The 13,998-nt window shown below is 49.3% G+C and carries 12 protein-coding genes, 1 other RNA gene and 2 pseudogenes; 8 read left to right on the top strand and 7 right to left on the bottom strand.

Annotated elements, in window-relative coordinates:
- On the top strand, positions 1-388 hold a 388-nt coding region (locus Q0Z70_RS11065; protein WP_298074513.1), incomplete at its 5' end, for a transposase.
- A gap of 694 nt (positions 389-1,082) precedes the next feature.
- On the opposite strand, the gene Q0Z70_RS11070 is transcribed toward Q0Z70_RS11065, so the two are convergent.
- Positions 1,083-2,540, bottom strand: coding sequence for an aminoacyl-histidine dipeptidase (locus Q0Z70_RS11070; RefSeq protein ID WP_298074514.1), 1,458 nt, complete (start codon positions 2,538-2,540; stop codon positions 1,083-1,085).
- Positions 2,541-2,773: 233 nt separating this feature from the next.
- Here Q0Z70_RS11070 and dxs point away from each other — a divergent pair, with 233 nt between their 5' ends.
- The 4 genes from dxs to Q0Z70_RS11090 all read left to right on the top strand — a co-directional run bounded on the left by dxs (position 2,774) and on the right by Q0Z70_RS11090 (position 8,593).
- The gene (dxs, locus tag Q0Z70_RS11075) at positions 2,774-4,696 is read left to right on the top strand and encodes a 1-deoxy-D-xylulose-5-phosphate synthase (RefSeq protein WP_298074516.1); all 1,923 of its coding nucleotides are present in this window, start codon (positions 2,774-2,776) and stop codon (positions 4,694-4,696) included.
- 4 nt (positions 4,697-4,700) lie between these two features.
- Positions 4,701-6,041 (top strand): Trk system potassium transporter TrkA, encoded by a 1,341-nt coding sequence (gene trkA / locus Q0Z70_RS11080; RefSeq protein WP_298074518.1) that lies wholly within the window; start codon positions 4,701-4,703, stop codon positions 6,039-6,041.
- Between the two features lie 193 nt (positions 6,042-6,234).
- A complete protein-coding gene (locus Q0Z70_RS11085; protein ID WP_298074520.1) occupies positions 6,235-8,142 on the top strand; it encodes a heavy metal translocating P-type ATPase in 1,908 nt (635 codons plus the stop codon).
- A gap of 13 nt (positions 8,143-8,155) precedes the next feature.
- Entirely contained in the window at positions 8,156-8,593 is a 438-nt protein-coding gene (locus tag Q0Z70_RS11090; RefSeq protein ID WP_298074522.1) for a transcriptional repressor, read from the top strand.
- Between the two features lie 148 nt (positions 8,594-8,741).
- On the opposite strand, the gene Q0Z70_RS11095 is transcribed toward Q0Z70_RS11090, so the two are convergent.
- The 5 genes from Q0Z70_RS11095 to ssrA form a co-directional block, all read right to left on the bottom strand.
- A complete protein-coding gene (locus Q0Z70_RS11095) occupies positions 8,742-9,224 on the bottom strand; it encodes a hypothetical protein (protein ID WP_298074524.1) in 483 nt (160 codons plus the stop codon).
- Positions 9,199-9,711 (bottom strand): N-acetyltransferase, encoded by a 513-nt coding sequence (locus Q0Z70_RS11100; protein WP_298074526.1) that lies wholly within the window; start codon positions 9,709-9,711, stop codon positions 9,199-9,201. Before Q0Z70_RS11100 ends, Q0Z70_RS11095 begins: the two co-directional genes overlap by 26 nt.
- A gap of 28 nt (positions 9,712-9,739) precedes the next feature.
- Positions 9,740-9,931: a class I SAM-dependent methyltransferase gene (locus Q0Z70_RS13575; RefSeq protein ID WP_366807290.1), complete on the bottom strand. Its 192-nt coding sequence runs from the start codon at positions 9,929-9,931 to the stop codon at positions 9,740-9,742.
- Positions 9,932-9,935: 4 nt separating this feature from the next.
- Positions 9,936-10,169, bottom strand: a complete 234-nt coding sequence (locus tag Q0Z70_RS11105) for a class I SAM-dependent methyltransferase (protein ID WP_298074527.1) — start codon at positions 10,167-10,169, stop codon at positions 9,936-9,938.
- 150 nt (positions 10,170-10,319) lie between these two features.
- Positions 10,320-10,717: a transfer-messenger RNA gene (gene ssrA / locus Q0Z70_RS11110) on the bottom strand.
- 501 nt (positions 10,718-11,218) lie between these two features.
- On the opposite strand from ssrA, the pseudogene Q0Z70_RS11115 reads away from it, so the two are divergent.
- Positions 11,219-12,123 (top strand): annotated as a pseudogene (locus Q0Z70_RS11115) (IS982 family transposase).
- Positions 12,120-12,404, top strand: coding sequence for a HipA N-terminal domain-containing protein (locus tag Q0Z70_RS11120; RefSeq protein WP_366807291.1), 285 nt, complete (start codon positions 12,120-12,122; stop codon positions 12,402-12,404). The pseudogene Q0Z70_RS11115 and the gene Q0Z70_RS11120 overlap by 4 nt, the downstream one beginning before the upstream one ends.
- Before the next feature lie 288 nt (positions 12,405-12,692).
- On the opposite strand, the gene Q0Z70_RS11125 is transcribed toward Q0Z70_RS11120, so the two are convergent.
- On the bottom strand, positions 12,693-13,151 hold the full coding sequence (locus tag Q0Z70_RS11125; RefSeq protein WP_366807292.1) for a GNAT family N-acetyltransferase: 459 nt from the start codon (positions 13,149-13,151) through the stop codon (positions 12,693-12,695).
- Positions 13,152-13,244: 93 nt separating this feature from the next.
- Here Q0Z70_RS11125 and Q0Z70_RS11130 point away from each other — a divergent pair.
- Positions 13,245-13,917: pseudogene (locus tag Q0Z70_RS11130) on the top strand (IS982 family transposase); the annotation flags it as partial.
- Between the last annotated feature and the right edge of the window lie 81 nt (positions 13,918-13,998).

Below are 13,998 nucleotides of genomic sequence, written 5' to 3' on the forward strand. Positions count from 1 at the left end.
TATTCTGCTCAAGCACGAATCCAAATGGAACGAACAGCAAAGGAGCCGGGCAGAAGTACTTTTCAACCAATTTCCAGGACTGGAGAAAGCATACAGACTAAGTATGAAACCAACGGAACTCTTCAACAAAAAATCCACTCCGAATCAGGCATGCCTGAACCTGGCAAGATGGTATAAAGATGTGGAGACCTTCGGAGAAAATGAATTTGCACGTGTACTGGAAACCTTTGAAAACCACAATGAAACCATCATCAGTTATTTTGAAAGACGCCTGACAAATGCCTCGGCCGAATCATTTAACGCCAAGGTAAAGGCATTCCAGGCACAGTTCAGAGGCGTGGGGGATATCAAATTCTTCATGTTCAGGCTTGCCACGCAATATACCTGATACATTATGGATACCAACCTGAAATATTCGCTGACCCGATACATCAGCATTAATATGTCAATCGGCAGACTCCCCACACTGAAGTTACATATATAAAAAAGCGGAAACATACTCAACGTACATCTCCGCTTATCATTAATTTGTTTTTCTTCTAAATGTGCTTTATCTCTCGCTTCCATATCCCATGGAGAGCATTTCGCTTTTGCCCATGCTGGACAAAGCATCTATCAAATAAACCAATAATTTTCTCATAATCAAAACCCTTTCTTTATTAATACTTGAAACTGGTTTCCAATTCTCTTTTTTAATTGGGGAATGTAGATGCTTAGAGCATTACATACCCCCAAATGTTCTTGTCGGCCATTCCGACATTCTTAAAGATTTTCTTTAACATTTTCATTTTGTTATCCTCCTAAAACAATTTTGTTATCCTATTGAAAACTTACGAAATCTCATTGATTTCATGTTTTACAACACAAAATTAGTGCCTTTATTCGAAACAGCAAGCGATATGAAGAAGAAAAATATGTTATAAAACATATTTCTTGACCTGCATCAATTTTTCCCAAGATTATACATATCATTCTCTGCCAAAATGAATCTCCTGTCATGCAAGACAGACAGATTGGCAGAAAAAACCGCACCCCTCTACACAGAGGAATGCGGTCCTTATACCTTATATTATATGAAAAGATTATTTCTCGGGAGTCTTAGCCAGCGTAGCAACCAAGAAATCGTAGAACTTCGCTACCGTTGGTATATAAGCACGCTCGTCAGGCGAGTGAGGAGAACGCAACGTAGGTCCAAAGGAAATCATATCGAGATTCTTATAGGTGGCACCAATAATACCACACTCCAATCCTGCATGGATAACCTTCACAGCCGGTTCAACTCCAAACTGTTCCTTATAGGACAGCTTCATGGCCTGTAAGATGGGAGAATTGACATTCGGTTGCCAGCCAGAATAGGCTCCACCGAACTCTACCTTCATACCAGCCATCGAGAAGCAGGCGGCCAAGCTGTCGGCCAGAAAATCCTTCATCGTATCGCACGAGCTGCGTGCCAAGATACGCACCTCAGCCTTTCCGCCAGCAATGATGACGATAGCAAGATTGGAAGAAGTTTCTACCGTATCGGGAACGGTCGGTATCATACGCATCACACCGTCCTGACAAGCCATCAATACATTGATCATGTTGTCTTGGATTTCTTCGGGCACTACAACGGCAGGCACGCCTGTTTCCTCTATCTTCAGACTGATGTTGCTTTCGATAGCCGTGTACTCATCGTTGAGCTGAGCTTCATATTCTTGAATGTATTCATTCAGTCCATCCATATCTTCAGGATTGAACAGCAAGACTGCATGGGCCTCGCGCGGGATGGCATTACGCATATTGCCACCCCCGAAGCCAGCCAGCCGGCAATCGAACTCAAGCAACAAATCATGTACCACGCGTGCCAGCAACTTATTGGCGTTTCCTCGACCCTGATTGATTTCCAAACCGGAATGTCCGCCACGAAGCCCTTTCAAAGTCAGCTTGCGAGCCACAAGGCCTTCGGCAGGTGCCTCTTCTTTATACCCCAGCGTAGCAGTAACATCAATGCCACCTGCACAGCCGATGTAAAGTTCGCCCTCATCCTCAGAGTCGAGATTGAGCAGGATATCTCCCTTCAGCGTGCCTTCCTTAAGGCCAAAAGCCCCATACATGCCCGTCTCTTCATCCTTCGTAATAAGCACTTCCAAAGGTCCGTGCTTCAAGTCCCGGGCTTCGAGCACCGCCATGGCAGCCGCTACGCCCAGGCCATTATCGGCACCCAACGTCGTACCTTTAGCTTTCACCCAATCGCCATCCACATAGGTCTCAATCGGGTCTTTCGTAAAATCATGTACCGTATCATTGTTCTTCTGCGGCACCATGTCCATATGGGCTTGCAGGATGACCCCCTTGCGATTTTCCATGCCCGGAGTAGCCGGCTTACGAATGATGACATTGCCGGCCTCATCGACAAACGATTCCAGTCCGAGTTCTTTGCCGAAGTTCACCAGAAACTCGGTTACTTTCTCGACATGCCCTGACGGGCGGGGTATTTGGGTCAATGAATAAAAATGCTTCCACACATTCTGCGGAGCAAGCTGTAAGATTGTTTTCATAATGAAAAAGAATTAGTTTTTCGCAAAGATAAGATTATATTTCAAGAAAACGCCTTTTCCGATGAAGAAATTCACCTCACCGGAAATGCCGGCTGGCACAAGATTCGTTCTATTAATCGAAACCAACGACTTTGCCAAATGACGAAACGTCCGTTATCCATTGTTTTTCCGCAAATTATTTCCGGCATCCGATTTCTTTTTGTTACTTTTGCATTCTATAACAAAGACAAGAGATGGATACAAATCTGACTACATACAGCCTGCTGAACAGCATCGCTACCCCCGAAGACCTCCGCAAGCTGCGCCCTGACCAGCTGCCGGAAGTATGCAGGGAGCTCAGAAAGGACATCATCGAGGAAGTGTCACGCAACCCCGGACATTTTGCCGCCAGCCTGGGTACGGTAGAACTCACCGTGGCCTTGCATTACGTCTATAATACGCCATACGACCGCATCGTGTGGGATGTGGGGCATCAGGCCTACGGGCACAAGATACTGACCGGACGTCGTGATGCCTTCTCGACCAATCGCCGCTTCAAGGGAATAAGGCCCTTCCCCTCGCCCGAAGAAAGTGAATACGACACCTTTGTCTGCGGACACGCGTCGAACTCTATTTCGGCAGCCTTGGGCATGTGCGTAGCTGCCCGGCAGAAGGGTGAGACCGACCGAAGGGTGACAGCCGTCATCGGCGACGGCAGCATGGGAAGCGGACTGGCCTTCGAAGGATTGAACAATGTTTCGTCCACGCCGAACGACCTGCTTATCATCCTGAATGATAACGACATGGCCATCGACCGAAGCGTAGGAGGAATGAAACAGTACCTCTTCAACCTCACTACGAGCAACCGCTACAACCAGTTGCGCTTCAAGATGTCGCGCATTCTCTTCAAGATGGGCATTCTCAACGAAGAGCGGCGCAAAGCCCTTATTCGCTTCGCCAACAGCCTGAAGTCCATAGCCGCCCAACAGCAGAATATCTTCGAAGGCATGAACATCCGGTACTTCGGACCTATTGACGGACATGACGTAAAGAACCTGGCACGTGTGCTGCACGACATTAAGGATTTGAAAGGCCCTAAGATACTGCACCTGCACACCATCAAAGGCAAGGGCTTCGAACCGGCCGAAAAGGATCCGGGCGTGTGGCATGCTCCCGGCAAGTTCAACCCCGACACAGGCGAACGCATCCTGGCCGATACCAGTCACCTGCCGCCCCTCTACCAGGACGTATTCGGCGAGACACTCGTGGAACTGGCGCGGCAGAACCCACGTATCGTAGGCGTGACGCCCGCCATGCCTACCGGATGTTCCATGAACAAACTCATGGAGGCCATGCCCGACCGTGCTTTCGACGTAGGCATCGCCGAGGGACATGCAGCTACCTTCTCGGGCGGCATGGCCAAAGAAGGACTGCAACCGTTCTGCAACATCTACTCGAGCTTCATGCAGCGTGCCTACGACAACGTGATACACGACATCGCCCTGCTACGCCTGCCCGTCGTGCTTTGTCTGGATCGGGCCGGCTTGGTGGGAGAAGACGGCCCCACACATCACGGCGTGTTCGATCTAGCCTACTTTCGCCCCATCCCCAATCTGACCATCGCCTCGCCCCTCAACGAGCATGAACTGCGACGCCTGATGTACACCGCCCAACTGCCGGGCAAGGGTTCTTTCGTCATCCGCTATCCACGTGGAAGAGGCGTGCTGCACGACTGGCGCTGCCCGCTGGAGGAAGTGCCCGTAGGCAAGGGACGCCGGCTGAAAAACGGAACGGACATGGCCGTCATCACGCTGGGCCCCATCGGCAACGCAGCCGCACGGGCCATCGAACGGGCCGAACAGACGCAGAGCCTCTCCATTGCCCACTACGACCTGCGCTTCCTCAAACCGTTAGACGAGGAAATGCTCCACGAAATCGGACGGCGCTTCCGGCGCATTGTCACGGTGGAAGACGGTACCGTCAGCGGAGGAATGGGCAGCGCCGTGCTGGAGTTCATGGCCGATCATGGCTACAAGCCCGACGTAAAGCGCATCGGCGTGCCCGACACCTTCGTCGAACACGGCACCGTAGCCGAGCTTCACCACCTCTGTGGAATGGACGAAGAAGGCATCTGCCGTCAATTATCAACGAACAACGAACCATTAATATCCCGATAGCAACGTGAAAATCATCATCGCCGGTGCCGGCGCAGTAGGCACACATCTGGCCAAGCTGCTCTCGCGCGAGAAGCAGGACATCATCCTCATGGACGAAAGCGAAGAACGCCTCAATGCTTTCGGAACAAACTTCGATCTGATGGCCTTCAACGCCTCACCTACGTCCGTATCCGGGCTGAAGGAGGCCGGTGTGGAAGACGCCGACCTGTTCATCGCCGTCACACCCGACGAAAGCCGGAACGTCACCGCCTGTCTGCTGGCCGCCAACCTCGGCGCACAGAAGACCGTCGCACGCATCGACAACTACGAATACCTATTGCCCAAGAACAAGGAGTTCTTCCAGAAACTGGGCGTCCACTCGCTGATTTACCCCGAAATGCTGGCCGCCAAGGAAATTGTAGCCTCCATCCGCATGAGCTGGGTGCGCCAATGGTGGGAATTCTGCGGAGGCGCCCTGATACTGATAGGTACTCGGATGCGCGAAAAAGCCGAGATACTGGACATCCCCCTGCACCAGTTGGGAGGCCCCGACCTTCCCTATCACATTGTGGCCATCAAGCGGGGTAACGAGACGCTCATCCCGAGGGGCGACGACGTTATCCGGCTGCACGACATCGTCTACTTCACTACGACACGCCGCTACATCCCCTACATACGCAAGGTGGCAGGCAAGGAAGACTATCCCGACGTGCGCAACGTCATGGTCATGGGAGGCAGCCGCATCGCCGTGCGAACCGCACAATACATTCCCGACTACATGCAGATGAAAATCATCGAAAACGACCTGACCCGATGCAACCGACTGGGCGAAATATTAGATAACCGCATCATGGTCATCAACGGCGACGGACGCGACATGGACTTGATGCTGGAAGAGGGACTGGGAAATACGGAAGCCTTCGTGGCACTGACGGGCAACTCCGAAACGAACATTCTGGCCTGTCTGACCGCCAAGCGCTTAGGTGTGCGTAAGACCGTCGCCCAGGTGGAAAACATCGACTACATCGGCATGGCCGAAAGCTTGGACATCGGCACTGTCATCAATAAGAAGATGATAGCCGCCAGCCACATCTACCAGATGATGCTTGATGCCGACGTGAGCAACGTGAAATGTCTTACCGTAGCCAACGCCGACGTGGCCGAATTTACGGTAAAAGCCGGTTCGAGAATTACCCGCCACTCGGTCAAGGACCTGGGCCTGCCCAAAGGGGTCACCATCGGAGGCCTTATCCGTCAGGGTGAAGGCGTCGTCGTCACCGGAAACACCTTGATACAACCAGGCGACCACGTCGTAGTCTTCTGTTTGAACATGATGATTAAGAAAATCGAATATTACTTCAGCTGAGTCCGGACGCCCTGTCGCCACCGAAGCGTGACCCGCACGCCGAAAGAAACTTGCTCCCCCCCGACTGTCCACCCGCAGTCGGGCGGATACGGACTTGCAGAACGGAGGGAATATCCGGCAACCCGCCAAGTTTGCAACCGGATTGCATCCGTCCGGCCTTATCTTTGTTGCCGAATCAAACAAAAGAAGAAAGATGAGCTGTACATGTTGTTCGCACGACCACGGGCATACCGCTGCCCGTCACGGGCAAAAAGATTTCATAAAAGAATACGGCCGGATAATCGGGTCGGGCCTACTGCTGGCGGCAGGTGCCCTATTCCGGTCGCCCGTCTGCTATTTGGCAGCCTACCTGCCGGTGGCCCTCCCCGTACTGAAAGAGGCACGGGAAGGACTGGCCCGAAGAGAGTATTTCAATGAATTTACCCTGATGCTCATCGCCACTCTCGGCGCCTTTGCTATCGGCGAATATCCCGAAGCGGTGGCTGTCATGCTCTTCTACTCCGTGGGCGAACATCTTCAGGAAAGGGCTGTAGGCAAGGTCCACCGGAATATCCGCGCCCTGCTTGATCTTCGACCAGAAAAGGCAGTCGTCCTCCGCGACGGACAGGCCTTATCGATCTCTCCCCAAGAGGTACAGACGGGCGAGGTGATTGAAGTCAAGGCGGGCGGACGGGTACCGCTCGACGGAACCTTGTGCAACGCTGACGCTTCCTTCAACACAGCCGCCCTGACCGGTGAAAGCCTGCCCCGACGCATCGAGAAAGGCGGGGAGGTGCCGGCCGGCCTAATAGCAGCCGAACGCACCGTGCGGCTCCGCGTCATACGTCCCTTTGCCGAAAGCGCCCTGTCGCGCATCCTTCGCATGGTACAGGAGGCGTCGGAGCGGAAAGCCCCCGCCGAACTGTTCATCCGCAGGTTCGCCCGCATCTATACGCCCGTCGTCACCGGCCTAGCCGTCCTCATCGTGCTGCTCCCCTGGCTCTGGTCGCTATGCAGCGGCCGCTTCGACTACGGGTTCGGCGACTGGCTTTACCGCGCACTGGTCTTTCTCGTCGTATCCTGCCCCTGCGCGCTGGTGATCGGCATCCCGTTAAGTTACTTCGGAGGCATCGGAGCCGCGTCGCGTCGGGGCATCCTGTTCAAGGGAGGGAATTATCTAGATGCCATTGCCCACATCGATACCGTCGTATTTGACAAGACCGGCACCCTGACGCGCGGCGAGTTCGACGTGCAGGTCTGCGTCCCTCGGCCTGGCATCAGCGAAGAAGACCTTATCCGGCTCGCCGCCTCGGCCGAACAGGAAAGCATCCACCCGCTTGCGGCGGCCCTGATGCGACATGCCCAAGCCCGACATATCAGTCTGCTGCCCGTGTTGGAGGTCGAAGAGCTGGCAGGCTTCGGCATCCGGGCGACTCTCGACGGACGGAAAATATCGGTAGGAAACATCCGCCTGCTGGAACGCGAAGGCATCGCCTGTCCGCCGGAACTGCGGGAAGCCGAAGGAACCATTGTGGCATGCACGGACGAAGGCCGGTACATCGGCTTCCTCATCCTGGCAGATACCTTGAAAGAAGATGCCCGTCAGGCTATCGACGGGCTGAAGGAACTCAACATCAAAAATATTCAGATACTTTCGGGCGACAAACAGTCCATAGTTACTACCTTTGCACGACGGCTACATATCGGACAGGCCTACGGAGACCTGCTGCCCGAAGACAAGGTGAAACACATCGAGAACCTGCGACTAAACGGCGACAGCCGCATAGCCTTCGTCGGCGACGGCATCAACGACGCGCCTGCCCTTGCCCTGAGCAATGTAGGTATCGCCATGGGAAGATGGGGAAGCGATGCGGCCATCGAGACGGCCGATGTCGTAATACAGACCGACCGACCCTCGCGCATCCTCACTGCCATATGGGCAGGACGCCACACACGACGCATTGTCCGGCAGAACATCCTGCTAGCGCTGGGAGTAAAGATAGCGGTGCTGGCACTGGGAGCAGTCGGAATGGCCACTTTATGGGAAGCCGTGTTTGCCGACGTAGGAGTGGCTCTGCTGGCCGTACTAAACGCTATGCGAATACAGAAACTGATAAAATGAAAAAAGAATATATATGGAGGAAAACATGTATCTGAAGTTATTGGCTAAACGCGGCATACAGCCGACCGCCATCCGGTTGCTCGTACTGAAGGCCATGATGCAGGCAGGACAATCCGTTTCGTTGGCCGACCTGGAAGAACGGCTCGACACGGTAGACCGTTCAAGCATCTTCCGCACCCTCACCCTCTTCCTGTCGCACCACCTCATCCATAGCATCGACGACGGAACCGGCTCGTTTAAGTATGCCGTATGCAACCCGTCGTGCTCGTGCGAAGTGAACGACCTGCACACCCATTTCCACTGCGAGATATGCAACCGCACTTTCTGCTTCACCCAAATACCTACACCGATGGTGAAGCTGCCCGAAAGCTTCAGTCTCCGCAGCATCAACTATGTACTGAAAGGCATTTGTCCCGACTGCGCCGCGAAAGCACACCAAAAAGGCCTTTAAATAATTGCAAGTTCAAAGGCCCTTCTGCCAGAATTCAATAAAGCGCAGGCGTGCGGGGCTGTCAAGAACGCTACGAGCGAAGCGGATTCGATGCCTTAACGGCTCCGCGCCCTGTGCTACTGCTACTCGTGATAAACGGAAATTTAATCTATAAACGGACAGCCTTCATTCTGAGTCTGACATAATCGGCATACCATTTCCCATTTATAAACAAATCATTCCGTAGAGCCTCTACTGCTTTATCCACAATTTCTGCTTTCTCCTGCTCCGTTTTAACGATCAAAAACGGCGTTCTATCAAACATATTGATCCAGTCCTCTAATCCTCTTTCACCTTTAAGCCCGGTAAGCCTGTCAAAAAGGACGGCAAAATGAACTTCAAACCCTGTTTTTTCCAATAAGGCCGCATACTCTCCGATGGTCGGGAAGTAAAACGGCATCTCATAGCAATAACCATATTCCGCAAAAGCTCTTGTCAAAGTTCCATGTATTTTTTGATTATTCCCGTGACCGCCAAATTCAAAAACAAACTCCCAATTCCCATTTGTGTTCCCGAAGTATCGGAGTTGTGACAGCAGTAAGTATTCGCTGATATACGGAAAAGTGTCAATCAATTTCAAAGGCTGGGTCATATTTGACCACGTCTTTCAGTTGAGGCGCGCTGTCCTGTAATTTGAATGCCATGAAGTATTCATCCCGTACTTCAAATGGCGCGTTTATTCCGTATAAGCTCGCCGGAAGATAGCCGGCACGCGGATAATATGTCGGGGAACCCAGTACCACCGAGTAGTCATACCCCAACTGTTTAGCAATACGGTGTCCCTCACGGATCAGCGCCAGCCCGATCCCTCTCCGCTGATATGCCGGAAGAACAGAAAGGGGTGCAAGAGCAAGTTCGGTATATTCTCCTATGGCGATTTTGGAAAAAAGGATATGGCCCACGATCTTGCCATCCTCCAATGCCACAAGGGAGAGCTCCGGAATAAAGGATGGGGTGTCCCTCAACGCTTTCACAAGCTCCTGCTCGTTTCCATCGCTATGTTCTGCATGAGAAAATGCTTCTGCTACGACATGAAAGACTGTATTATAATCGTCTGCTCGTTCTTGCCTTATTTCCATATAAGTGCAACCCCCATATAAGTTGAGATCACTTCATATTTTTAATCGGCAACACAAAGTCGAATTGGGACAAAACAAACTGACCTCCCTTTTTTAGAGCCTCGTGAACACACTTAAGCATATTCATTTGCCAGTCCTTATTGATCCAATGAAAAACAGCATTGGAAAATACAACATCAACTGGCTCGGGAAGCGTAAAGTCGGCAGCGTCTCCTTGCATAAAATCAATAGTAGGATATTTTTCTTTTGCAATTACTTAGAAGTCCTTCGGATGCGTCCAATCCTTTTACGCAATAGCCTTTATCTTGTAAGACTTTTGTCAATGTTCCGTTACCGCAACCCAAATCCAATACGAAACTGCCCTTGTCGGCGTCAATCAACTCAATAACACTATTCCCGTATTGGTGAACAAAGGAAAAATCCTCCGTATATTTATTCGCATCCCATTTTATATTCATCGTGTTTCTCCATTACAAATTTCGATTTATCGAACACTTGTTATTTATTTTATCACACTGGGGAATGAAATTCAAGGTGCCCGCCAGCCATGCAAGCGCGAACAGTTTTTTGACGACTATCATGTCAAAAAGGTTCGCCACTTGTGATTTTGGTGGAGCTGGAGGGAATCGAACCCTCGTCCAAACGAGGAAACCATAAGCTTTCTACATGCTTATCTCTGCCTTCGGTTTTCGAGTGCAGGCAAGACCAGAGCCACCAACCTGCACCTTATCCCCTGAAACTTCACAAAGGCCGCGGAGAAAGGCCTGAGCTATTCCCGATTTTGCTGTGCCACTTTGCCAAATGCTTCGGAACAAGAGCTTTTGAGTGACATCCCGTTTCCACCACTTTGGCGGAAATAAAGCTAATCTACTGTACTTCGATTAAGCAGCGAGAGCATAATTTACGTTGCCAGATAATGGTTTGATAACTGAGATTAGAGTGGAAATTACCGACCCACTGCATGCTTACCTACCATTTCTACCCGCTGTCAAATCCAGTCAACCCCAGAGTCTGAATGCACGGTTCATAGAAATCGTGTGTGCAAAGATACGAACTTATTTCCAATTGTATGTTTCCCCCGCAGAGAATTTTACGCATGCCAACTTCGAAATACAATTTTCGGGAAGCGGAGGCCAGCGACTTGCGTATCCTGCTGAACAACGACCGTGTAGGCATTGTAGAAGTTGATTTGAGGTTACCATAAAGCGCAGGTTCATAACTTCCTAGCCACGGATTGTGCAAGTCAGGACAACATTCTTTCTAATACCCAATTTGCCAAACTGTAGTTTGTTCCTTTTGTTAATTATGGCAAAATCTATTCATGACAAAAATAACTTATCTATCTTTGTTAAATTAAAGAAAACACTAACCAACATCCAAAGAAGCATGAAGAAAAATATATTAACGTGAGTTCGACGGATTGTAAATGCTTATAAAATTGGTGATTAGCGAAAATTGTCGCATTTTTATAGCACTGATTTATAAAGAGTTACAAACAATAATTGCTATGATTACCGAAAGCAAAGTTATAGAATTATTCTGTATGGCAGATGATTTCTGCAAGTTTTTTGAAGCCATGATGACAAAATACACGCTTAAACCTGCTGTAAAGCGTAAATATCACCGTGATTCCACCATGTCCAAAGCGGAAATCATGCTCATCATGGTACTTTTCCATGACTCGGGATGCCGTTGTCTGAAACATTTCTATCAGGAAAAGATCTGCAGACATATGCGCCATTTATTTCCAAAAGTCGTCTCCTATAACCGTTTGTAGAATTGGAAAAAGAAGTGGCCGTCCCGCCGGCACTTTTCATTAAAAAGATTCTTTTGGGTAAATGCATCGGCATCAGCTTCATTGACAGTACTCCTTTACGGGTATGTAAGAACCTGAGAATCCATATTCATAAGACGTCCCAAGGAATAGCACAAAGAGGTAAATGCTCCATGGGCCGGTTTTTCGGGTTTAAATTACATCTCATATGCAACGAACGCGGAGAACTTTTGAATTTCATGATTACTCCCGGTGATGCCGATGACCGTAAGCCTCTTGAATACAAAGCCTTTGTGGAATTTATATATGGGAAGCCTGTCGGTGATAAGGGATACACCGGCAAGAAGCTCTTTGAGAGATTGTTCGTGGACGGCATACAACTTATAACCAAGTTAAAAAGCAATATGAAAGGAGCACTGCTGTCACTTTCAGACAAACTACTTCTCAGGAAACGAGCCATTATCGAAACCGTCAATGACGAACTCAAAATATAGCACAAGTGGAACATTCAAGGCATGGAACCTTTCATAATTTTATTGTCAACCTCTTGAGTGCAATTGCAGCATAATTGCTGCTTTCCAAAGAAGCCATGTATCAATGTTATGAGAACTATTGACACACAGCTTGCATTGTTTTGAATTCGTCGAACTCACGTTATTATAAGAATGTATTGGCAGGAGTTCTTACCGAAGGAGACTGCGGTTATGAATTTTATTATCTCCCAGAATATATAGAATTGGCGGAAGCAAAACCTGTTAGCCTGACTTTGCCTTTGCGGAAAGAATCTTATCAAAACAATGTTTTGTTCCCCCTTTTTTCGAACAAAGGTAATGAAAATCAAGTAACCATGCTGTATTCGTGTCTATTCTCTTACTCCGCCACACAACACTTCCTGAAGTCACGACGCAGTGCTTCGTGAGGGTTTCATGCAGTGCTGTGTGAGGAGGTGACGAAGCACTTTGTCAGAGGGTCAGCAAGCACTTCGTCAGGACGGAAGGACCTGCCCGTGAGAAAAAGCGGAAGAAACACGGGCAGTGGTACAAACAAAATAAACCTGTCAACAAAATGCGCTGATATACAATCGACTGCTATTCTGTCAACGAAATTTATTGATAATCTGCTACTGGCGTTAACAGGTTTATTTTGAGCTCTCCCAGACTTTTCCAAAATGATTAAAGTTCGCCGTGCTCACGTTACTTATTAACCTTTAACTGTTCATCTTCTGGTATGCCAACCGTTCTTCGCCGTTTATCAGGTAGATGATGCCGCAGTAACGGAAACCGTGTTTTTGCAGGATGTGTTGCAGGATGAGGTTGTCGCGGTGAGTGTCTGCCCGCAGGTTCTGTATCTGGGTGTAGCACCACTCTATACAGGCGGCGGCTACACCGTGACTGTCTTCCGTACTGGCCAGTCTGTGGATGGTGGCATAGGGGCGTTCGTCGTCCAACCATTGTCCTTCGTAGATGCAGGCATAGGTAGGATCTTTGCCCGGAATGAAGGTAAAGGTGCCGATGCTATTTCCCTTTTCATCCAGGCAGACATAGCTGTGACCGGCTTCAATATCTTTCTTGATCAAATCTCGACTGGGATAGTTTCCGGCCCATTGTTTTAGATTACCGTGAGTTCGATATAAGAATAAATATAATCTATTGGTTAATAAGAACATAGCGATAAAAACATTAAATTTATGATGTCAAGTTATCACATTTAAACGATTATCACTATGTTTCCAGCGTCTAAAGTTACGTAGATTTATTGTATGGCCGATGATTTTGCAAGGAATTTACATTGCAACAGGAAAATATATGATTGAAGACAAACCTATTAGACATCGTAACAAACCTAACCGCATGAGTGTTGCTGAGGTGATGGTTATTCTTATCCTGTTTCACTCCGGTGGTTTCCGCTGCTTTAAACATTATTACAAGGAGTATATCTGCAAACATCTAAAACACCTGTTTTCGCGTTTGGTTTCCTATAACCGTTTCGTGGGACCGAAGAAAGAAGTACTGCTTCCCCTGACCATTTTCATCAAGAAAGTCCTGTCGGGGAGCTGTACCGGAATCAGTTTCGTTGACTCGACTCCCTTGCGTGTCTGTCGTAACCAACGGATTCTGATTCATAAGATATTTGAAGGTCTTGCCGAGCGTGGAAAATGTTCCATGGGATGGTTCTTCGGATTCAAGCTGCATCTGATAATCAATGACAAGGGGGGGATTCTCAATTTCATGTTCACGCCCGGAAACGTGGATGACCGGGAACCGTTGAAACAGGGTAAGTTTCTGGAGAACATCAAAGGAAAACTATGTGCAGACAAGGGATATATCGGTCACGCTCTGTTTGAAAGCCTTTCCCTTAATGGCATACAACTTGTCACTAAAGTCAAAAACAATATGAAGAACTCACTGATGAGTATTGCCGACAAGATTTTGCATCGGGAATACCAGTCGTGTTGGGTGCATATGCAGTCAATTTATCGCCGAGAATATCTCCAACCGACGGCATCTTGACAC

It is taken from the genome of uncultured Bacteroides sp., assembly GCF_947632445.1.
In the GTDB taxonomy this organism is placed as follows: Bacteria; Bacteroidota; Bacteroidia; order Bacteroidales; family Bacteroidaceae; genus Bacteroides.